Source organism: Deltaproteobacteria bacterium (assembly GCA_019308905.1).
GTDB lineage: Bacteria > Desulfobacterota > BSN033 > WVXP01 > WVXP01 > JAFDHF01.
The window spans coordinates 1-22,629 of sequence record JAFDHF010000001.1; the positions used below are offsets into that span (position 1 = coordinate 1).

16 protein-coding genes are annotated in these 22,629 nt (G+C 56.1%); 10 read left to right on the forward strand and 6 right to left on the reverse strand.

All coding sequences use genetic code 11. The annotated features are described in order from the left end of the window. Nucleotides 1-616: sigma-54-dependent Fis family transcriptional regulator (locus JRJ26_00005; GenBank protein MBW2055858.1), on the forward strand; the 616-nt coding region annotated here is incomplete at its 5' end. Here the strand turns inward: JRJ26_00005 and mutL are convergent. The 3 genes from mutL to guaA form a co-directional block, all read right to left on the reverse strand. Beyond that, nucleotides 611-2,344 (reverse strand): DNA mismatch repair endonuclease MutL, encoded by a 1,734-nt coding sequence (gene mutL, locus JRJ26_00010; protein ID MBW2055859.1) that lies wholly within the window; start codon nucleotides 2,342-2,344, stop codon nucleotides 611-613. The two genes, JRJ26_00005 and mutL, sit on opposite strands and share 6 nt — an antisense overlap. Nucleotides 2,345-2,438: 94 nt before the next feature. Further along, nucleotides 2,439-5,870, reverse strand: a complete 3,432-nt coding sequence (gene dnaE, locus JRJ26_00015) for a DNA polymerase III subunit alpha (GenBank protein ID MBW2055860.1) — start codon at nucleotides 5,868-5,870, stop codon at nucleotides 2,439-2,441. A 14-nt stretch (nucleotides 5,871-5,884) separates the two neighbouring features. Continuing rightward, a complete protein-coding gene (gene guaA / locus JRJ26_00020; protein MBW2055861.1) occupies nucleotides 5,885-7,444 on the reverse strand; it encodes a glutamine-hydrolyzing GMP synthase in 1,560 nt (519 codons plus the stop codon). A 291-nt stretch (nucleotides 7,445-7,735) separates the two neighbouring features. Here guaA and hflX point away from each other — a divergent pair, with 291 nt between their 5' ends. The 9 genes from hflX (at nucleotide 7,736) to JRJ26_00065 (ending at nucleotide 19,107) form a co-directional block, all read left to right on the forward strand. After that, entirely contained in the window at nucleotides 7,736-9,454 is a 1,719-nt protein-coding gene (hflX, locus tag JRJ26_00025) for a GTPase HflX (GenBank protein ID MBW2055862.1), read from the forward strand. A 148-nt stretch (nucleotides 9,455-9,602) separates the two neighbouring features. Continuing rightward, a complete protein-coding gene (guaB, locus tag JRJ26_00030) occupies nucleotides 9,603-11,057 on the forward strand; it encodes an IMP dehydrogenase (protein ID MBW2055863.1) in 1,455 nt (484 codons plus the stop codon). Nucleotides 11,058-11,132: 75 nt separating this feature from the next. Then, nucleotides 11,133-13,064, forward strand: a complete 1,932-nt coding sequence (locus tag JRJ26_00035; protein MBW2055864.1) for a tetratricopeptide repeat protein — start codon at nucleotides 11,133-11,135, stop codon at nucleotides 13,062-13,064. Between the two features lie 2 nt (nucleotides 13,065-13,066). Continuing rightward, nucleotides 13,067-14,173, forward strand: coding sequence for a DUF4388 domain-containing protein (locus JRJ26_00040; GenBank protein ID MBW2055865.1), 1,107 nt, complete (start codon nucleotides 13,067-13,069; stop codon nucleotides 14,171-14,173). A 273-nt stretch (nucleotides 14,174-14,446) separates the two neighbouring features. Then, nucleotides 14,447-15,745, forward strand: a complete 1,299-nt coding sequence (locus tag JRJ26_00045) for a nodulation protein NfeD (protein MBW2055866.1) — start codon at nucleotides 14,447-14,449, stop codon at nucleotides 15,743-15,745. A gap of 27 nt (nucleotides 15,746-15,772) precedes the next feature. Continuing rightward, a complete protein-coding gene (locus JRJ26_00050) occupies nucleotides 15,773-16,537 on the forward strand; it encodes a slipin family protein (protein ID MBW2055867.1) in 765 nt (254 codons plus the stop codon). Between the two features lie 65 nt (nucleotides 16,538-16,602). Then, nucleotides 16,603-17,298: a hypothetical protein gene (locus JRJ26_00055; GenBank protein MBW2055868.1), complete on the forward strand. Its 696-nt coding sequence runs from the start codon at nucleotides 16,603-16,605 to the stop codon at nucleotides 17,296-17,298. Between the two features lie 200 nt (nucleotides 17,299-17,498). Then, entirely contained in the window at nucleotides 17,499-18,686 is a 1,188-nt protein-coding gene (locus tag JRJ26_00060) for a DegT/DnrJ/EryC1/StrS family aminotransferase (GenBank protein ID MBW2055869.1), read from the forward strand. Between the two features lie 133 nt (nucleotides 18,687-18,819). Then, entirely contained in the window at nucleotides 18,820-19,107 is a 288-nt protein-coding gene (locus JRJ26_00065) for a DUF2845 domain-containing protein (protein MBW2055870.1), read from the forward strand. A gap of 2 nt (nucleotides 19,108-19,109) precedes the next feature. Here JRJ26_00065 and JRJ26_00070 read toward each other — a convergent pair whose 3' ends face one another. The 3 genes from JRJ26_00070 to iorA form a co-directional block, all read right to left on the reverse strand. Continuing rightward, on the reverse strand, nucleotides 19,110-19,985 hold the full coding sequence (locus tag JRJ26_00070; GenBank protein ID MBW2055871.1) for a DNA-3-methyladenine glycosylase 2: 876 nt from the start codon (nucleotides 19,983-19,985) through the stop codon (nucleotides 19,110-19,112). Between the two features lie 117 nt (nucleotides 19,986-20,102). Next, entirely contained in the window at nucleotides 20,103-20,690 is a 588-nt protein-coding gene (locus tag JRJ26_00075; GenBank protein ID MBW2055872.1) for an indolepyruvate oxidoreductase subunit beta, read from the reverse strand. Further along, on the reverse strand, nucleotides 20,680-22,557 hold the full coding sequence (gene iorA / locus JRJ26_00080; protein ID MBW2055873.1) for an indolepyruvate ferredoxin oxidoreductase subunit alpha: 1,878 nt from the start codon (nucleotides 22,555-22,557) through the stop codon (nucleotides 20,680-20,682). Before iorA ends, JRJ26_00075 begins: the two co-directional genes overlap by 11 nt. Between the last annotated feature and the right edge of the window lie 72 nt (nucleotides 22,558-22,629).

The following is a 22,629-nucleotide window of genomic DNA, read 5'->3' on the forward strand; positions in this document are numbered from 1 at the left end:
GATTCAGGATCGCGAGTTTACCAGAGTGGGCGGCACCGAGCCGATCCGTGTGGTCGTTAGGATCATCTCCGCCACCAATAAAGACATAGAAGAAGCCGTCCGAAAGGGCGAGTTCCGTGAAGATCTCTTTTACCGGCTCAACGTGATCCATCTAAGGCTTCCTAATCTGAGGGAGAGGAAGGACGACATCCCTCTACTGGCTCAGAATTTTCTCAATCTCTTCTCTGCTGAACTCGGCAAGGACATCCGGCAAATCTCCCCCGACGCCATGAAACTCCTCATGAACTATGACTATCCAGGAAACGTCCGGGAACTCCAAAACATGATCGAAAGAGCCGTTGCCCTGGAAAGCTCGAATGTCCTTACCCCTCAGAACCTCTCCTCTTACATAGACGAGCAGCGCGACATGGCCAGGATGGACATAGATCTGGAGATTCCAAGAGAGGGAATCGATCTCGAACAGGTAGTGGAGAACCTAGAGAGAACCCTCCTCCTTAAGGCTCTGCAAAAAACCAGAGGGATAAAGAAGAGAGCGGCCGAGCTTCTCCATATCAATTTCAGATCCATGCGCTATCGATTGGAGAAATACGGCATCGACAACCCAGACGACTCATGAGGATCGCTTGAATCTCCTGGCCAACTCCGGCAGACCGATCTCCAGGCATGCCGGTCTTCCGTGGGGACAGGTGAAGAAAAACCCCTCCTTTTCCATCTCCTCGACAAGCCTCGTCATCTCCTCGTGAGACAACACCTGCCCTGCCCGGATGGCGCCGTGACAGGCTGCTACTTTGAGTACCGTCTCAAAAGCCGCCTCACCTCCCCGGGCTTCCTCTTGCGCCAAACCTCGAAGGATATCCGAGACGATCCGGCGGCTGTCACTCCGGGAGAGGATGGAGGGCACGGACTTGATGGCAACCGTGTTGTGCCCGAAGGGCTCCAGGTCAAAACCGATCCGTTTCAAATCCGAAAAGTAGCGGTTCGCCCCCTCCCATTCTGCAGGGGAGAGTTCCACGGTCTCAGGGAAAAGAAGAGTCTGAACCTCGGGAATACCACCCTCTGCGTCTCTTTTCAGCCGTTCAAAAACGATTCGTTCGTGGGCCGCATGTTGATCCACCAGGATGAGCCCTCCTGAGGATTCACAGACCAAATAGGTCTTTCCGATCTGTCCGAGGATCCTCAGGGAGGTTTTTGTACTGCTGAAGAGCCCTCCATCCGGAGCCCGGGAGTCGACCTTAGCCTCTTGAGGTTCAGCCCCCGGAACAGGACCGTACACGAAGGCCGGTTCTGCCACGGCCAGAGAGTCCGCCCGATGCTCCCCCAGGCCTGCCGGCAAAGGAACAGCCGGGGGCCCTCTCCTCTGCCCGGGCAGGCCGTGGGACAAGCCGATTACTCCCCTATGAATCAGGTCTGTCGAGCGGAAGCGTACTTCGATCTTGGTGGGGTGAACGTTGGCGTCGACATTCCAGAACGGCACATCAAGGAAAAGGATCGCCACCGGATACCGGTCCTTGGGTATGAGATTCCGGTAGGCCTCCATGACGGCATGGTGGATGATTCGATCCCTCACAAAACGACGATTTACATAGAAATAGAATCCCTTGGAATTGGGGCGGGTGAATGCCGGATCGCTCAGATAACCCTCAATCTCGACAGAATCCATCCTTACCTTCACCCGACGCAGAGCCCTGTAGACCTCCCTGCCCAGGAGGACCCCGATACGTTCCAATCTCTCCCCTGTTGGTGGAATATCGAGCACCTGCCTGTCGTTATGAAACAGCTTGAAATGAATCCCACACTCGGCCAGGGCGATTCGGACAACCACCTCCGTGATACGGGAGAACTCCGTGGCCACGGACCGCTGGAACTTCCTTCGGGCAGGGGTATTGAAGAAAAGATCCTCCACCGTAATATCCGTTCCCCCCCGGCACCCGGTCTCGCGGACCTCCTTGACCTGCCCGGCTTCAAGGAGGATCTCGGTGCCGATCAGGGACCGGTGCTCTCTGGTGACCATCCTCACTCTGGAAACCGAAGCGATGCTCGGCAGGGCCTCTCCCCTGAACCCGAGTGTACTGACCCTTTCCAGATCATCGCTCACTCTGATCTTGCTCGTTGCGTGTCTCTGAAAAGCCGTAAGGGCATCCTCCCTCTCCATGCCCGTTCCATCGTCCACGACCCGGATACTACGGAGCCCTCCACTCCTTGCATGGATAAGAATCTCCCTCGCCTCCGCATCGACGGCATTCTCAACGAGTTCCTTAACGACAGAGGCCGGCCTCTCGACGACCTCCCCTGCAGCGATGCGGTTCACCACTTCGCCGGAAAGGACTTGGATCTTCTGGGCCATGGCAAACCTCTGTATATGTGAATATCGAATCCCCGCCTCTAAGCCTCGACTCTCCAGAGCCGTTCGATCGAGCGACGATGGCCGGAACCCTAACCTATTCAAACCTCGCGACAGGATAGCCGAAGGTCGCCTCAAGAGAGGCGAGCAAAGCGGAAGAGGGATCGACCTTTATGGGAAGACGGATCACGGTTTCACCCTTGCTGGGCACGATCAGGTGGAGGAAGGCCGTGCTCTCTCCCTGGTTCTCCAGCAGGATCTTCTTCAAATCCACCAGCTCATTCCGCCCGATCCCCGGGCTCTTCAGAATGAAATGGACCTTGGAGACGCGAGTCCTCTCATTCTGGGAGAGGGGCAAAACCTGGGAAGCCTTGATCTTGGGATTCTCATCCTCCATATCCAGAATTCCACGGACCACCACCGGGCCGTCCGCTCTAAGATACTGCAGGCTTGCCTTGAAAACATCGGGGAAGAGAATCACCTCCACAAAGCCCTTCATATCTTCCAGGGAGAGAAAGGCCATGCGGTCCCCTTTTCTGGTTTGAATCTCCTTGATGGAGTTCACCACCCCGCAGACACTCACCTCACTGCCGTTCTGCCGTTCCAGAATACTGACCGTGTCATCCTGGCCGTAGCGCCTGATCTCATCCTCAAAACGGGCAAGGGGGTGGCTGGTAATGTAGAAACCGACCGCCTCCTTCTCGAAAGCCAGCCGCTGATTTTCAGGCCACTCGTCGATTTCTGGAAGGAGCCCTTCCCCATCCTCCTTCGAACCTCCGCCTTCCATTTGAGGGAATATCCCCATCTGCCTGCTCTCCCTTGCTCTTTGGAGACTCTGGCCCCGGTCTACGGCCTCATCAAGGACCGCCATCATCCGAGCCCGAGCCAGTCCCGTGAAGTCGAAAGCGCCGCTCTTTATCAGACTCTCCAGGACCCGTTTGTTGACCCTCCGCAGATCGACCCGGCCGCAGAAATCGAAGATGGAAAGAAAATTCCCCCCTCTTTCTCTCTCTGTCAGAATCGATTCGATGGACCCGGTCCCCACGTTCTTGATAGCCGCCAGGCCAAAACGGATCCGGTCGCCTACGATCGTAAAATCCCTCCAGCTCTCGTTCACATCCGGGGGAAGGACCTCTATCTTCATATCCCGGCATTCGGCGATGTACTTGACGATCTTGTCGGTGGTGTCCACTTCGCTCGTCAACAGAGCAGCCATGAATTCCACGGGGTAGTGGGCCTTCAAGTACGCGGTCTGGAAGGCGATGAGGGCATAGGCGGCGCTGTGGGACTTATTGAACCCGTATTCGGCAAACTTGGCCATGAGCTCAAAGATTCTTTCGGCCTTCTCGGGGCTGATTCTCTTCTTCCGGGCACCCTCCATAAACTTCTCTCGTTGTTTCGCCATTTCGGCGGGTATCTTCTTACCCATGGCCCGCCGAAGCCCGTCTGCATCTCCAAGGCTGAAATCAGCCAGGAGAGTGGCAATCTTCATTACCTGTTCCTGGTAGACAATAACCCCGTAAGTTTCTCCCAGTACCTCTTCGAGTTCGGGGAGCACATACTCTGCTGCCTCGGCCCCGTGCCTCCGCCTGATGAAGTCGTCCACCATCCCGCTGCCCAGGGGGCCGGGCCGGTACAGGGCCACCAGGGCTATTATGTCTTCAAATGTCTCGGGCTTGAGCTTGACCAGGAGCTCCTTCATCCCCGGGCTCTCAAGCTGAAACACCCCGTTGGTGGCCCCGGAGCCGAGAAGCTCGTAGGTCTTTGAATCGGCAAGATCGATCGATTCGAGCTTGAAGCCTGGATCCCTGTGCCTTCTCACCGCCTCTTCGGCTTTGTGCAACACGGTAAGGGTCTTCAACCCTAGAAAATCGAACTTGATCAAACCGATCTTCTCTATATCCTTCATCGAATACTGGGTAATCACCTCACCGTTCTGCCCCCGGTAGAGGGGAAGGTATTCCCTCAAGGGTCTGTTGGAAATGACGACACCCGCAGCATGGGTGGAAGCATGCCTCGTCAGTCCCTCCAGCGCAAGGCCTATGGAGATGAGGTTTCGCACCTGTTCGTCCTTCTCTTCCATCTCCCTCAGAGCCGGTTCCTGGTCCAGTGCCTGTCGGAGGGTTATGTTGAGCGTATTGGGGATGAGTTTGGCTATTCGATCCACCTCACTGTAGGGCATGTCCAGAGCACGGCCAACATCCCGAACCACCGCCTTTGCCTGCATTTTTCCGAAGGTGATGATCTGGGCCACGTTATCCTTGCCGTATTTCTCGGTCACATACTGGATCACCTCATCCCTTCGTTCCATACAGAAATCGACGTCCACATCGGGCATACTGATCCGCTCGGGGTTGAGAAACCGCTCAAAGAGAAGACCGTATCGCAGGGGATCGATATCGGTGATCTTCAAAGCAAAGGCCACCAGGCTGCCCGCTGCCGACCCCCGCCCAGGTCCGACTGGGATGCCCCTCTCCTTGGCGAAGTTGATGAAATCTGCAACGATGAGAAAATATCCCGCAAACCCCATCGACTTGATGATCTCCAGCTCCTTTTCAAGGCGGGTCCAGTACTTGTCGTGAGGTTCTGGAATGCGGTGCAAGCGTTCCCTGAGACCATCCCTGGAGCGCTCATCGAGATAGAGATTGAGAGATTTACCCTCGGGCGGCGTAAACCGCGGGAATTTGTACTCGCCGAATCTCAACTCGAGGTTGCACTGGTCGGCAATCCGCAGCGTGTTTTCCAGAGCCTCCGGGTACCCGGAAAAGAGCTCCCCCATCTCCTCGGCCGACTTGAAATAGAACTCTTCAGAGGAGAGTTTCATACGATCCTCATCATTGATCGTCTTTCCCGTCTGGATACAGAGGAGGACGTCGTGGGCCCTGGCGTCTTCCCTGCTCAGATAGTGGCAGTCATTGGTCGCAACAAGGGGGATTCCGAGTCTCTCTCCGATTTCGGCAATTCCCTCATTGATGCGCCTCTGGCCCTCCACCCTGTTATCCTGAATCTCCAGGAAAAAACGCTCACCAAAGATCTCCCTGTACTGTTGTGCCGTCCTGACGGCACCCTCCATGTCGTTGTTAAGGATGGACAGGGATATCTCTCCCTTCATGCATCCGCTCAGGGCAAAGAGACCCTCCTGGTACCGGCCGAGGAGCTCCTTGTCCACTCTGGGCTTGTAGTAGAAACCCTCAAGGTGGGCCAGGCTGACCAGCTGTGCCAGGTTGTGGTATCCTGTTCTGTTCTTCGCAAGCAGGGTCAGATGATAGGGTTTTTCCATTCCCGGTTTTTTTTCGTGACGGCTGCCTGGTGCCACGTAGACCTCACAACCGATTATGGGTTTAACGCCCTTCTGAATCGCCTTCTGATAGAACTCGATTGCCCCGAACATGTTCCCGTGGTCCGTGAGGGCAAGGGAATCCATCTTAAACTGGCGGGCCCTATCGAGGAGATCCCCAAAACGGATAGCTCCGTCCAGGAGACTATACTGACTGTGTACATGGAGATGGACAAAATTCGATCGCTTCATGATCGTGCCGCCGCTCACTCCCATTCAATAGTACTGGGAGGTTTTGAACTCAGGTCATAGACCACCCGGTTTATCCCTTTCACCTCGTTGACGATCCGGTTTGAAAGGGTTCCCAGCAGCTCGTAAGGAAGGCGGACCCAGTCCGCTGTCATACCGTCCACGCTGCTCACCACCCGAAGAGCGATGACGTGCTCATAGGTTCTCGAATCCCCCATGACACCCACTGTCCGAACGGGCAGCAATACGGCGAAGGCTTGCCAGATCTCACCAGAGAGGGGCGACTTAGCTATCTCCTCCGTAACTATGGCATCGGCCTCTCTCAGGATCCGGAGTCTCTCACGGTCGACTTCCCCGATTATCCTCACGGCCAGCCCGGGGCCTGGAAAGGGCTGCCGACCCACGATCTCTTCCGGGATTCCGAGTTCCCGCCCCACCTGTCTCACTTCGTCCTTGAAAAGCTCACGGAGGGGTTCGAGGAGCCTCAGGTTCAGCTTGTCCGGAAGTCCCCCAACATTATGATGACTCTTTATGCGGGCAGACGGTCCCTTGAAGGAGACACTCTCGATAACATCCGGATAGAGGGTCCCCTGAGCCAGGAATCGAACATTTCCGTATCTCTGCGCCTCCCGTTCAAAGAGGAACACGAATTCGTTCCCGATGATTCTTCTCTTCTCCTCCGGGTCGGAGACACCCCTGAGCTTTGCAAGGAAGAGATCTTCCGCATCCACGGCCCGAAGGTTCAGATGCATGCGGTTCCGGAAGACCGCTATCACGCTCTCGGCCTCCCCTTTTCTCAGAAGACCGTTGTTCACGAAAATACAGACCGATCGATCGCCGATCGCACGATGCAAGAGAACCGCTACAACCGAAGAGTCCACCCCTCCGCTTAGAGCACATATCACCCTGTCAGGGCCAACCCTGTTCCGGATCTCCTCCACGGTTCTCCTGACAAAGGATTCCATGCTCCAAGACGGCTCGCAGTGGCAGATCTCGAAGAGAAAATTTCTGAGCATCGCCGTGCCATGGGAGGTATGGGCCACCTCTGGATGAAACTGCAGGCCGTAAATCCTCCGCCGGGTGCTTCCAAAAGCGGCAATCGGGCAGTTTTCGGAATGAGCAAGTCCCTCGAACCCCTCTGGAAGGGCCTCAACATGATCCCCGTGGCTCATCCAAACGGAGACCTCTCTATCGGACCCCTCCGAGAAGATTCCCCGAAACAGATCGACCTCCTTGTCTATGGTCACCTTGGCCTGGCCATACTCCCTCCTGGGTGAGGCAGCCACTCTACCCCCCAAAAGATGGGCCGTAAGCTGCATCCCGTAGCAGATTCCCAGAATGGGTACCCCCATCTCCAAAACGGAAGGGTCACACCGTGGGGCCTCCGGCTCATAGATACTCGCCGGCCCTCCTGACAGAACGATCCCCTTTGGGCAGAAAGCCTCTATCTCTGCCCTTGATACGTCGAAGGGACGGATCTCGCAGTATACCTTCAGCTCTCTGATCCGTCGAGCGATCAGCTGTGTGTACTGAGAGCCGAAGTCGAGAATAAGGATCCTGTCCCCTTCCGGACCCATGGAACCACCTCTTTCCTATTCGCCATCCCTCGCCAGCCGAGCCGGCAAAACCATCCGCCCAGACATCGGCCCTCCCAGAAGAAACTCTGTTCCGGCCGTTGCTGCCCGGGGGTGGATCTCACTCAAGTTTATCAGCTACCCGGCGAATCGGTCAAGCAGGGGGCAGGCAAAGGGTATTCTTCCTTCCAGGGAAACAGCCAGCACGCCGAGGGCCGCCCGTCTTGACTTCTGACGCCCCCTAAAATATACTATAAGTGTGCGAAAAATTTGGTTTTTGGAGGAGCAACCTCAATTAGAATCTACGGCAACGCTACAGGTCTAAAGCCCAGTCAAATCGACAGAATCCAGCGCCTCTACCGACGGAAAATTCACCCCGACAAGGTCATCTCTCCAGAGGCTGCCCGTTTCCTCTCGGAAGTATCCCTAGAGATAGGGCGGCAAGTTGGCATCCTAGTAAACCGGAGAGGTACGGTCGAATACGTAATTGTAGGAGATCAAAAGGGGATCCTGATCCCGGATCTTTCCCGCCACAGAGGTGGTCCTAATCGGCTGAGGGGACTCCGGTGTATCCACACCCATCTGCGGGGTGAAGGATTGACAGACGATGACTTGACCGATCTTGCCCTTCTCCGCTTGGATCTCATGACCGCCCTTGCCGTCGATGCAAACGGCGGATCGCGGCGCATGGAGGTTGGCCACCTACTGGCCGACAATCCCAGAGGAGAGCGCTGGGCCGTATCGTCCTACCCGTCACCCAGCCAATGCGACATCGAGTTCCTGAGCTTCATAGGTTCCCTGGAGGACGAGTTCCGGAGGTCGCAGGGGCTCAGCGGCTCCCCTAGAGACGGTGAGAGGGCTCTTCTCGTAGGGGTTCATAGGAAGTCCAGGCACCGTGCAGAAGAATCGATGGAGGAGTTGAAGGATCTTGCCCGGAGCAGCGGAGTGACCGTGGTAGATTGTGTGATTCAGCGTCCCCATGAGCTCGATTTTCGCTTCCTCATCGGCAGGGGGAAGTTGAAAGACCTCGTGATTCGGTGCAACCAGTTGGGAGTCGATCTGATCATATTCGACAACGATCTGACACCGACTCAGGCAGCCGCCATCGCCGACTTTGTCGAGGTCAGGGTGATCGACCGAACCCAGTTGATCCTGGACATTTTCGCACAGAGAGCCAAGAGCCCGGACGGGAAGGTGCAGGTTGAACTGGCCCAATTGAGGTATCTCCTGCCCCGCCTCTCGGGCAAGAGCACAGCTTTCTCACGGCTGGCCGGGGGAATCGGAGGGAGAGGTCCTGGAGAGACCAAGCTCGAGATCGACAGACGCCGGGTCCGGGATCGAATCCACGCCCTGGAAAAGAGGCTTAATCTTCTCTCCAGGGCGAGAAACCAGAGACGTTCCAAACGGCTGCGGAACGGAATCCCCATCCTTTCCATTATCGGCTATACAAACGCGGGTAAGTCGACTCTTCTCAACAGCCTCACAAACAGCCATGTTGCGGTCGAAGACCGGCTCTTTGCCACCCTCGATACTGCTACGAGAAGACTCCGCTTTCCCAGAGACCGGGACGTCATCGTTACAGATACGGTGGGTTTTATACGGGACCTGCCCCCTGATCTTATAGGGGCGTTTCGCGCCACTCTGGATGAGCTCAGAGACGCCGACCTGCTGATCCATCTCGTCGATATCAGTAATCCCCGGTTTGAGGAACATATCCGTTCTGTACAAAAGATCCTCGCCGACCTGGATCTCATGCACCTCCCGAGGCTTCTGGTTCTGAACAAGGAGGATTTGGTGGGTGAGGACCTGGTTCGAAACGTGTGCCACCGCTTCGGTGGAATCCCGATTTCGGCGGTCCGCCGGTCCACCCTTCCCCGCCTTCTAACCGCAATCGAGGAGAGGCTTTGGAGGCCCCCTCGCCATAGCAACGATGAATACGAGAGGGGAAGTTCCCTGAGGTCCGAACGCCACGGGGACGCGTCGTTGACAAAGCCGAACCCCTTTGATATATGATTTCCAAAAAGAGGGCTGTTTCTGCCCCTCCAGAGGAGGGTGAGCAAGGCCCGATGTGAGTTGGATCCAAAGGTATGCTCAATATTTGAGAAAAATCGGAACCGACAGGTTCCCTTTTTTGTATTGAAAAGGGAAAAGGAGGGAAGAGATGAGAGAGTTTCCCGAATACCTGACTTTTGACGATGTTCTGATCCTGCCGGGCAAGTCCTCGGTTCTGCCCAAGGACGTGGATGTTTCGACCTATCTGACCCGGGAGATCCGCCTCAACATCCCCCTGATCAGTGCGGCTATGGACACGGTGACAGAGTCAAGAACGGCCATTCGCATGGCTCAGGAGGGCGGACTAGGAATCATCCACAGGAACATGACCATAGATCGCCAGGCAGCAGAGGTCGACCAGGTGAAGAAGTATGAGAGCGGGATTATCGTGGATCCGATCACCATGCACCCTGATCAGAAGATCTATGAGGCCCTGGAGGTTATGAAGACCCACGGCATCTCCGGACTTCCCATCACGGTCGGCAAGAAGCTGGTCGGGATCTTGACGAACCGTGACCTCCGATTCGAAACACGGCTCGATCAAAAGATTTCCACTGTCATGACACACGAGAATCTGATCACCGTGCCAATGGGCACCACTCTTGAAGACGCAAAGAAGATCCTCCATGAGAACCGCATCGAGAAGCTCCTGGTGGTTGACGAGAAGAACAACCTGAAGGGCCTAATTACCATAAAGGACATTGAGAAGAGAAGGAAATACCCGAACTCCTGTAAGGACGAACTCGGGAGGTTGCGAGTGGGGGCCGCCGTGGGTATAGGGAAGGACAGGGAGGCGAGAACCGAGGCTCTTGTCAAGGCGGGCATCGACGTGCTGGTGCTCGATTCTGCCCACGGGCACAGCAGGAACGTGCTTGAGGCGGTGAGGGCCATTAAGGAGGACTATCCGGGTGTCCAACTGATTGCCGGCAACGTAGCGACGGAGGAAGGTGCGCGCGACTTGATCGAGGCTGGGGCCGATGCCGTGAAGGTGGGCATCGGGCCAGGATCCATCTGTACGACCCGAGTCGTGGCCGGGATAGGAGTCCCTCAATTGAGTGCCCTTATGGCTGCGGCGAGTGCTGCCGAGCCCCTCGGAATTCCCATAATCGCCGATGGGGGCATAAAGTTTTCTGGGGATCTCACCAAGGCCCTCGCCTCAGGGGCGAGTTGTGCCATGATCGGAAACCTCTTTGCCGGAACCGATGAGAGCCCGGGCGAGATGGTTCTGTACCAAGGCCGGTCCTACAAGGTCTACAGGGGTATGGGATCCGTGGAGGCCATGAAACAGGGTGGCCGAGACAGGTACTTTCAGGAAGACGAAATGGGATCCAAGCTCGTTCCCGAAGGTATCGAGGGAAGGGTACCCTACCGGGGATCCCTTTCCTCGTGCATCCATCAGCTGGTCGGCGGATTGAAGTCCGGGATGGGGTATGTGGGCTGCGACGATATCGAAAGCCTGAGGAAGAAGGCAAAGTTCATCCGGGTTACGCCATCCGGATTGAGGGAGAGTCACGTCCATAGAGTCATCATAACCAAGGAGGCCCCCAACTATCGCGTGGAATAGGAAAGGAGGAGCCTGCCTTGGTACGGTTTTTGAATATTCCCCTTCTGATTCAAACCTGGAATCAGGGACCTTTCAATGAGAAAGACTCCGTGGGGCCTCCTCGCCATCGTCGGCTGGATCGGTTTTTTCTTGCTTTTCGCGGTCGAAGCCCATTCTTTCTTCCCCACCAAAGTGGACGGGTCCCACGATGTTGAACTTTCAAGTGAACTGAGCAAGCTCGTCGCTACTCTTTGGTTTCAAAGAAAAGAGAGGATTCTCTTCGACGGGGATCGCCTCGGCAAGAAGGAGCTCGACGCCATCTACGAGGCCCAGCTCAACCACGGAGTCAGAAACCTTCCCATCCTCTCCTCTCTTCTCGTGCGCGAGAGCCTGAGAGCTCTCGACAGGAACGACTTGGAAACCGCTCAGTCTCTCTGCCTGTACGCGAAAAAATTTGCTCGGGATTTTCCCCTCCCCTATTTCACCATGGCAAGGATCTACTGGACCCGCAGCAAGAAGCTGGTCAACCTGGCCGTCCGGGAGGATCTGGCCGGAATCTGGGCGATATTCAGGAATTTTGGAATCCTCTTTTTCAAATCCATAAACACACTGTACATGATCGCAGGCGCCCTTTTGCTGGCCTTTGTCGGCTTCGCCTTGATCATGTTGATCAAGTATCTTTCTCTCTACTTCTATGAGGTGAGGAGGGAGTTCGAGCTCACGCCGGTGAAGTTCATGACCGGCCTCGCCAAAATCTCCGTCTTTGTTGTGCCCGTCCTACTCAGGCTTGATCTCCTCTGGAGTCTCCTCTACTGGACTATTCTGGTGTGGGGTTATATGGCAAGGAGAGAGAGGCAGACCCTTGTGGTCTTCCTTTTCGTCCTCGTCTATGTTCCATGGTGTCTGGACCAGACAAACCGCCTGCTGGAAGGTCCGGATCAAAAGGTCCTGATTACCCTCCACCAGGCCAACCAGGAGAACTGGAATCCACAAATCGAGAGGGACCTCAAGAGATGGATCAGGAGGAACCCCGGAGATGCGGATGTTCTCTTCACCATGGGCCTTCTCAACAAGAGGGAGGGTCGCTATGATGCGGCGGAACGCTACTACAAGAAGGCCCTCCAGTACGACCCTGATTGGCCCGAGTGTACTTCCAATCTGGGAAATGTTTACCTCGTCACCAACCGGCTGAGAGATGCAATCGAGCAGTATGAGCGTGCCATATCACTCTCACCCGGGAGAGCGTCCTTCTACTTCAACCTCCACAGGGCCTTTGCCAGGGACTCTGTCCTCTCTTCGGAAAAGGTGGGACAGGCGCTCGAGATGGCAAACAAGCTGGATCAGGATCTGGTGGCATATCAGACGGAGATATATTCGGAAAACAGCAACCGGTCCGTGGTCGACGATACTCTCTCGGTCGGCCGCTTGTCGGGCAAGGTGGCTCGGCTTCTCCAAGGGCGGTACCCTTTCGGGGAAAGGATGCTGCGGGCCTGGATCAAGGAGGTCCCGGGGAGATACAGGTACACCTGTCCCCTCTTCTTCCTGGTTTTTCTGATAGTGTCCGCGTTGCTCTCTTCCAGGAGAAAATTCCCAAAGCGCTGTCCCATGTGTGGAACGCCGAGCGTCAGGTTCTTTGAGAGAAGAATACAGGGCGACCGGGTCTGCTTTGGGTGCAACCGCCTCTTTGTGAAGAAGGACAGCATCGATCCGAAGATGAAAGAGAGAAGAATGAACCAGGTGAAACGATACGGGAGAAAAAAGTCGGTGATCTGGCACGTCCTCTCCTTCATCCTCCCCGGGGGCGGACACCTCTGGAAGGATCAGCCGGTAAAGGGATCGGCCTTTCTGTTCGTTTTCTTTCTCTTTGGATTGAAGTTCTTCTTCTGGAACGGAATAGTCCGGAATCCAACCACCCTCGTGGGACAGGGCCCGGGTTTCTGGGTGGGGCTTGTCTTCCTCGCAGTCTTTGGAGTCTTCTATCTCGGAGTGCTCAGGAGTTCCCTGCGCATCCGGTCCAGTGGAGTCTGAATATGGGCCTTGAGGGGTCACTGACGGATTTCAGAATCACCGAGATCATTCAGCTCATCGGACAGCAGTTCAAGACAGGGGTTTTTCACGTCCAGAGCGGCCGAAAATTCGTGGAAGTCTTTTTCCTCGATGGGTTGATCGTACATGTGATGGCAAACTACCGGTCCAAGAAGGACCTGCTCGGTGAGATTCTCCTCAAAGCCAAGAAGATCTCCCAGGACCAGCTCGAAAAGGTTCTGAAGCTCCAAGCCGAGACCCTCCAGTATGCGGGGGAGATAATGGTCGACTTGAAGATCCTGACCGAGGAGGAGATCATACGGGTTATTTCCACGCAGGTATATGAGACCATTTACGACCTGCTGACGTGGAAAGAAGGCGAGTTCCGCTTCGAACTGCGGGCGGTCGAAAGCTACAAGAAGATCTCCATCGCCCTGAGCCCGGAGCACGTCCTGCTCAATGTTTTACGGATGATCGATGAGTGGCCCGACATCGAGTCCAAGATCTCCAGTCTCTATGTGGTATTCAGGAAGGTCAAACCCCTGCCCGAGAACCAGGAAGAGTTCTCTCCTGAGAAGCGTGTGGTTTACGATCTGACCGATGGCAACCTCACTCTCCGGGAGGTGATAGACAGGAGCCTTCTCGGGAAGTTCAACGCATGTGAGGCCATGGTCGACTTGTGGGACAAGGGCTATGTCGAACGGGTGGGCATCCGCAAGCCCAGTTTTACGAGGATGATGGGGGCCAAGGTGGGTCTCGGCTCCTTCAAGAGCACCTCCACCCTCGTTACCTACGGCATGGTCTTGGCCATCTCGATTGCACTGGTCTTCTCCGCTAGATTCGGCCTCTTCTCAGAGGCAGGGATGAGTCCAACCCGTATCGCCCTGCCCAGGTCCTTCGTAAAGCAGGTTGCCTCTGAAGGGATCAGGAAGGCTCTCACCCTCTACTATCTCGAAAACGGGGAGTACCCCGATTCTCTTGAGGATCTGGTAGATGTGGGATTGATCCCGACCAAAGGATTCCAGTCCGAACTCAGTTTCTCCCAACTCCACTACAAGAAGGTGAAACGCGGGGGCTACATCCTCACCCTCCTTGCCGGCCTGCCCCGTTGAGCTTTTGGGCTCCCACCACCGGCGGAGACCGGGAATCCGCCCGTCCCATCCTTTCCGGACTCTTGCCGTCACCAGGGCAGCGGCGGAACGTTCGGGCAGTCTCTGCTGTGTCCTGGGCCGTGTAGGGAAGAAGCGGCCCCTTGAGACCGAAACCATGAGTCCGAACTCGGCGTTCACTTCCAGAAGGTCCGAGCCCGAGGGTCGATTTCCTGGAGTCTTGCCCGTGTTGACACTACTGAAACATTGGATATATAGTAAGACAAGGGAGGAATAATGAAGATTTGGTCTTTTGTCGTGGTCCTGCTGGTCTTTCTTTCCTTGGGTTCTGTCTCCTTCGAGTCGGAGGAACAGATCCACCAGGAGAGTCACATCGATGTGATTGAAGTCGATGGGATCATCAACCCGGTCTCGGCGAAATACATCGTCCGCTCAATCGATCGTGCCAGTGAAGAGGGCGCTCAATGTCTCATCATCACCCTGGATACACCAGGGGGATTGATGGAATCTATGCGGGAAATCGTCAAGAAGATGCTCTCTGCCGAGGTTCCCGTTGTGGTCTACGTGGCCCCGAGCGGTGCCAGGGCGGCTTCGGCCGGTGTTTTTGTCACCATGGCGGCCCATGTTGCTGCCATGGCTCCCAGCACCAACATCGGTGCTGCTCATCCTGTTACACTCGGGGGCAAAGAACAGGACAAGACGATGATGGAGAAGATCGTCAACGACACGGTGGCCTATGCAAGGTCGATCGCCAGGAAACGGGGCAGAAACCAGGATTGGGCCGCCAAGGCCGTGGAAAAAAGCGTTTCCATCACCGACGATGAGGCGGTCAAACTGAAGGTCGTCGACCTCGTGAGTCCCAGCCTGGAGGACCTGATTCAAGAGCTGAACGGCCGGAAGATCGATCTCGATGGTAAGGCCGTCATTCTCCATACCAAGGGCGCCCTGGTCCATCGAATCCCCATGAACTGGAAAGACCGCCTTCTAGACGCCATCTCCCATCCCCAGATCGCCTACCTTCTATTCCTTTTAGGCATGATGGGAATCTATTTCGAAATCTCAAATCCTGGCGCCATCCTGCCCGGGGTTATCGGAGGCATCGCCATCATCCTGGCTTTCTTTGCCATGCAGGTTCTTCCGATAAACTACGCGGGTCTCGCGCTGATAATCCTGGGAGGTATCCTCTTTATCGCGGAGATCAAGGTGACCAGTTACGGGCTCCTCTCCGTGGCCGGGGTCTTCTGTCTTCTCATGGGTTCGCTCATGCTCATAGACAATCCTACCGATTACCTGAGACTCTCCTGGCAGGTCATCTTACCTGCAGTGGCCGTTAGTGCAAGTTTCTTCATCTTCGCCGTGACCATGGCCATCCGGGCCCGCCTCAAGAAACCCACCACCGGAGTCGAGGGACTGGTGGGGAGAATCGGTGTGGCAGAGGTCGATTTCCGGCCAGACGGCCGTGTGGCGGTCTACGGAGAGATCTGGACTGCGGAGAGCGAAGACAAGATAAAAAAGGGGGACAAGGTGGAGGTGATCGGAGTCGACAAGTTGAGACTGACCGTCAAGAAGGTGTGACACTAGACAGGGGAAAGGAGAAAACCCATGCCAGTTTTCCTTCCGGTTTTGGTTCTTTTTGTTATTATCATCCTGCTCTCTGCCGTGAAAGTCGCCAGGGAGTACGAGCGAGGGGTAGTGTTCCGATTGGGCCGGCTGATTCTGCCACCCAAGGGGCCTGGGCTGTTTCTGATTATTCCGGGAATCGACCGGATGCTCAAGATCAGCCTGAGAACCGTGGTCATGGACGTTCCTCCCCAGGACGTGATCACCCGGGATAATGTCTCGATCAAGGTCAATGCGGTGGTGTACTTCCGTGTTGTAAATCCGGCTGATGCTGTGGTTCAGGTGGAAAACTATCTCTACGCCACGTCGCAACTGGCACAGACCACCCTGAGGAGTGTTGTAGGGCAGGCCGAACTGGACGAAATCCTATCCGAAAGAGACAAGATCAACCACGAACTCCAGACGATTCTCGATCGCCATACCGACCCGTGGGGCATCAAGGTCTCCATGGTGGAGATCAAGCACGTGGATCTTCCCCAGGAGATGCAGCGGGCCATGGCCAAGCAGGCCGAGGCGGAGAGAGAGAGAAGGTCGAAGGTGATTCGGGCCTTGGGTGAGTTTCAAGCTGCACAGAAGATATCGGAGGCGGCGAAGGTGATGAGTGTGTATCCCATGGCCCTCCAGCTCAGGTATTTGCAGACCCTGGCCGAGATCGCCACGGAGAACAACTCGACTACTGTCTTTCCCATACCCATCGACCTGTTCAAGCCGATCCTGGAGAAGCTCGTTCCAGAGAGGAAGGAGTGACGGTCTTTTCTCGGTAGAGGGGGGAACGAGAGACCTCAGGGCGCTGCAAAACCAGGGATCCCGGTATGGCTCGAGTCGTTCTGGTGGGTACGGTTCACCGAGATCCAGATGGATACGGCAAGCTCCTTTCGATTCTAGAGGAGGAGGACCCGGAATGTATCACCCTCGAGATGAGTCCCTATGCGGTTCGATTCAGGGAAGAGAAGCGGGAAATTCTGAGAAACAGGGTGGAGAAGGCAATGCGCCGACTGAACCGGGAAATCCGTCAGCCTCACTGGAAAGGAGATTCTCTCCATCCGGCCATAGAAAACGTCCTGTCTGTGATCGATTTTCCATATGAATACATGGCGGCCTCTGCCTTTTCCAGATCCAGAGGAGTTCCCTTCCACTGTATCGACAGATCGGACCTCTCCAGGAGCAAGATCTCGAGGCTGGAAGAAGAACTCCTGACCATGGAAAACCTGAGGAGACTTAGTCAGCTGGCTCCCGACCAGGTGCGGGGCGACGTCGACAGGGAGTACGTCCTCGCATCGATGGTGATTGAGTGCGGCCGGAGCCTGGTCTTTCGGAGGCAGGACGGCTGGGAACTCTTCTTGAGGGACCGCTACATGGCCGGGAAAATAAGGGATATTCTCGGTTCCTCGAGACCTGAGAAACTGCTCCACGTGGGAGGCTGGGAGCATTTGCAAGAGGGGGACGAGGATACCCTCTTCTCCATTCTCTCCGACCTCCATCCCAGGAGACGGCTTCTGCCCCGTTGAGAGGACTCCGGAAATGTCCAAGGGGTTTCCCGGCGCCTGGCCAGACCGGCACTCTATTTGCGTCTCCTGGGATCTCGCTGTCGAGAAAGGGACGGGAGGAGATCAACGCCCGAGAAAGACTCTCTGGCACGAGCCGTGCATGGCGATCAAAGCAGGGGAGGTTACTCGCCGGTTTTGGCGGGTTCAAAGGAGGATATTCCATGGATGTACCTTTCCTCGACCTGAAGAGGCAGTATCAGGCTATTCGCGGGGAGATATTGGAGAGGGTCCGTGCGGTTCTGGAGAGCCAGAAATTCATCCTGGGCGAGGAGGTGGAGGGCCTTGAAAGGGAGCTCGCCCGTTACTGTGGAGCCGCAGAAGCGGTGGGCGTCGCTTCCGGCTCCGATGCAATCCTCGTCTCGATCATGGCCTTAGGCCTCAAGGAAGGGGAAGGCGTCGTCACCGTGCCTTTTACCTTTTTCGCCACTGCGGGATCCATCTCCCGGCTGGGCTGCATCCCCTTCTTTGTGGACATCGATCCGAGAACCTTGAATATGGATCCAGAAAAACTGAGAGCCTTTGTTCAAACCGACTGCCGGGTGGATGGCAGCGGCCGACTCTTCCACAAGGACAAAGGCGTTCCCATACGGGCGGTCGTACCCGTCCATCTGTTCGGCCAGTGCGCCGACATGGACCCCATAATGGAGATATGCGGGAGATACCAGCTGCTGGTCATCGAGGATGCGGCTCAGGCGATCGGGGCTGAGTACAGACCGAGCCCCCACCGGCCTGGACGCCAAGCGGGCACCATGGGCACAACCGGATGTTTCTCCTTCTATCCCTCCAAGAACCTGGGCGGGTTTGGAGACGGAGGTATGGTGGTTTCAGGAGACACGGAGTTGACCGAAAGGGTGCGGATGCTCAGGGTTCATGGAAGCCGACCCAAGTACCACCACCACCTTGTCGGTTTGAACAGCCGTCTCGATGCTCTCCAGGCAGCTGTTCTCAGAGTCAAACTGAGGTACCTGGACGGCTGGTCGCACGCCAGGAAAGAGAATGCAGCCCGCTACAGCCGGTTGTTTCAAGAGATGGGATACGAAGATCTGGGGATTTCACTCCCCTCTGTCCAGTATGAAAACCGTCACGTATTCAACCAATATGTCATACGGGTGCCACAAAGGGAACGGCTTCGCCTGTTTCTCCAGGCCCATGGCATCGGCACAGATGTCTACTATCCCCGCCCTCTCCATCTTCAGGAATGCTACCACCATCTCGGATACAAGGAGGGGCAATTCCCGGTTTCAGAAGAGGCATGCAGGACGGCACTGGCACTCCCGATTTTCCCGGAAATTACCCCTGAGGAACAGCGATACGTGGTCGAGAAAATCGGGGCCTTTTATCGGAGCTAGAAAGGAGGAGGAAGCGGCCGGGTGGTCCAGGGTTGAATAAGAAGGCTTGCCCCTCCAGGGGCTTGTGTGTTAACAGATGGGATGTCAACAAATTGGGACGAACCTCTCGGGGTTCCCTCACGAGGAGTATCTTATGAGAACGGTGAGACTTGTTGCGATACTTGTTCTGGTAGCACTGCTTGCAACCCCGGTTTTGGCCCTCGACGTCTCGTCCATCCAGTGCGGGCTGAACGTCGTCTATCTGGGGGATCTGGACAGTAACGTGATGAGCAAGTGCGGAGCCCCCACTTATACCGGGCAGGACCGCTGGACTTATGATGATGGCTATTCGGACACCTATGTGGTCATCCATTTCGGTGCAGGCGGCCCCTACCGGCGCAGGGTCATGAGGATAGAGCTTGTCTACCGCCGCGCACCGTGACCCTACGGGTTTTGCGTCGATAAGCGGGTGGATGAATTCCGCCAATAGTGGAACAGATACTGCTGGGCATATCCGGCAAACTGCCCGAAATGCCTGCGGGCAAACTCGCTGATCTTCCCTGCAGATACTTTTCTGCCGTGGAAGTAGGCTTCCTGCATCCCTCTCTTTATCCACCTGTCCACCGGGAAGGCCTCCAGGTAACCAAGAGAGAAGAGGAGCACGCAGTCGGCTACCTTCTCCCCCACACCGGGAAGGTCCATGAGCAGCGCCCTCGCCTCCTGGTAAGGTCTGCCCGCCAGGCCGGACAGGTATCCTCCCGCAACCATCCGATTGACCTCATAAACATAGCGGGCTCGAAACCCGAGGCCTATGGACCTGAGCCTTTCGGAATCGTCAATCGTTCCCTCCCGGGGGAAGGTAAACCCCTGATAGCGCCCTAGAGAGACGGGCTTCCCAAAGGCCCGGCACAGCCCCTCCACGACGACCTTTATTTGGGCGATGCTCTTTGCCGATGAGCAGAGAAAACAGATTAGACACTCCCACGGGTCCTGGCAAAGGATCCGGAGCCCCCAGTAGAGATTCACTGCCTCCCCCAGCGGTCCTTGCCTAGGCAGGCATCTCATGATCTCCCCGTAGTTGTGACGAAGACCCAAGTATTCAAGCACAGCGGCTTCGTCCGCACCTTCAAAACCAAGAGCGTTTCCTCTCTGCCAGACCCTGAAAACCCGGTCCCGGTGGTGGACGAGATATCCGCCGGGAGCACGAACATAGCGGAAGATCTGCCCGCTTTCCAGGGTCGAGGAGAGATCGAAGTCCTCCACCCGGACCTCTTTCACAACCGGGGATTCATGCAGCTCTGTGGATCTCCTGACGAACATCCTGTTCTTTCGGTGTCGACGGCGAAAAGCGGTGTCGACAGGCCTTTTGGGAGTGGTAGATGCCCAGAATCACGGCGGGAGTAGATCCCCCGGCGACCCTGAGGATCTCCTGTCGGGTCACCCCCGGAGATGTCGCCGTCCCAGGGAGAAAGCCCTCTGGTTGAGTGAGTGGACCTTGGGGGGAAGCCTCTTGAGGATCACATCGATCCAAAGGCCTTCACGGATGGAACACAGGTGCGATAGAGCTCCAAGGAGCACCACGTTGGTTGAACGGATGTCACCCGCCTCCTCAGCCAGACGCGTAGCCGGCAGTACATGGAGACGGCCGCAGTGCTTTTCCAGGATCTCTTCGATTCTCTCGGGATATGACATCTGCCCGAGGTTTACTGCCGGCGGGTTGATCTTGTGGTCATTCATGACAACCGTGCCGTCTCCCCTGAGGTGGTTCACCCATCTCAGTGCCTCGAGTCGTTCAAAGGCCAGGAGAATGTCCGCGTCCCCCTGTTTAATGATGGGAGAATAGACCTTCTTCCCGAAACGGACATGACTCGTGACGCTCCCTCCCCGCTGAGCCATTCCGTGGATCTCGCTCTTTTTCACGTCGTATCCCGCCTCCAGAAAGACGTCTGTCATGATATCACTGGCTACAATGATTCCCTGCCCTCCCACACCGACAAGGAGGATGTTTGTCACCTCATTTTCCATGCTTCCCCTCCAAAGAGGTGCGACCCTCCGAAGACTCCCGACTCCTCGTTTCGAACCCGCAGACGGCCTCACCCCCCGTGGGGTAAATGGCATCGAATCTGCACACCTGCACACACAGCCCGCACCCAGGGCAAAGGCTCTTCTCGATCGACGAAAATCCTTTTCCTTTCCTCCCTTCAGCCTGGGCCGCCTCGTCTCCCTTCACCGGGTTCCACGAGATGGCGGGACACCCCAGGCCGAGGCACATCCGGCATCCCGTACACTTATCCTGGTCAATGGCATACGGGGGATGGTACTCCTTGATCTCCCTGCGAAGCATTGCGCAGGGCCCTTGATTGATTATCAGCGACGAAGCCCCGCTGTCCGTCTCTTCGGTGATCGCCCTTTCGATCTCCTCCAGATTCCATGGGTTGGTGACCCGTATGTTCTTGATCCCCACGGATTTGGCCAGACCGACAAAGTCGAGACGCTCGGTGGGCTCCCCCCTTATCGTAAAACCGGTGGCCGGATGTTCCTGAAACCCGGTCATGGCCGTTGCATGGTTGTCAAGAAGGATAACCGTAGCATCGCCTCTGTTGTAGGCTATGTCGATCAGTGGTGTGATTCCACCATGGATAAAGGTGGAATCGCCGATCACCGCAACGACCCGCCGTCTGTCATCGGGGCCGAGCACTTTGGAAAGGCCGTGGGCCTGCCCTATGCTGGCCCCCATACAGATGCATGAATCGAGGGCTGTCAATGGAGGAAGAGCAGCGAGGGTGTAACATCCGATGTCACCGGCCACAAAGAAGCCCTTTCTCTTCAGGACGTAGAATATCCCCCGGTGGGGACACCCCGCACACATGTTGGGGGGGCGCGGCGGCAATGTACCCGCCTCGACGCCAGCCGGTTCCCTGAAGTCGGGCCCCTTCAATCCCTTTTCGACGAGGAGAGGGTTGAGTTCACCACAGCGTGGGAAGAGCCGCTTGCCTCCATTGACAGGGAAGCCCATGATCTTCAGGTTCTCTTCCAGGAATGGATCCAGCTCTTCCACCACATAGACCTCTTCCACCTGGTCGCAAAACCTCTGGATAAGGGTTTTTGAAAGAGGCCAGACCATTCCGAGCTTGAGGCACGAGTAATGAGGGAAAATCTCCTTGACATACTGATAGGAAATCCCAGCCGTGATGATACCCTTCTTCGGGTCATTGAGTTCCATGCGGTTCTCAGGGAAGTCCGCCGCGTAAGCCTCGAGCTCGGCGAGCCTCTCTTCCACTGTCTTGTGCCTCTCTCGCCCGTACAGAGGCAGCATGACCCATTTGGGCGGATTCTTCTCCACCTTTACGGGGATCGGAGCCTGACACCGGTCTTCCAGCCTCACCACGGTCTTGGAATGGGATATTCTCGTCACGCTTCTCACCATCACCGGTGTGTCGAATCCTTCGCTCAAGTCAAACCCGATCCTGACGAAATCCTTGGCCTCTTGGCTGTCGCTCGGCTCCAACATGGGGATTTTTGCGAACTTCGCGTAGTTGCGGTTGTCCTGTTCGTTTTGCGAGGAATAGAGCCCCGGATCATCTGCCGTAACCAACACGATCCCTCCCCTCACCCCCGTGTAGGAAAGGGTCATGAGGGGATCTGCGGCCACATTGACCCCAACATGCTTCATGCAGGCCATCGCACGGGCTCCACCGATACTCGCCCCGATAGCTGCTTCCAGAGCGACTTTCTCGTTGGGTGCCCATTCGGCGTATATCTCTTCGTATTCTCTTCCGATCGTGTCCAGGATCTCCGAGCTCGGTGTGCCAGGGTAGGCTGCAGCGAATCTCACCCCCGCCTCGTAAGCTCCCCTTGCAATCGCTTCGTTCCCTTTCAAGACTCTCTTCATCCCCTCTTCCCCATGATTCGAATCTTTCAATCCTGCTTCCCCCTCTGACCTAAGACGGAGAAATTCCTCCTG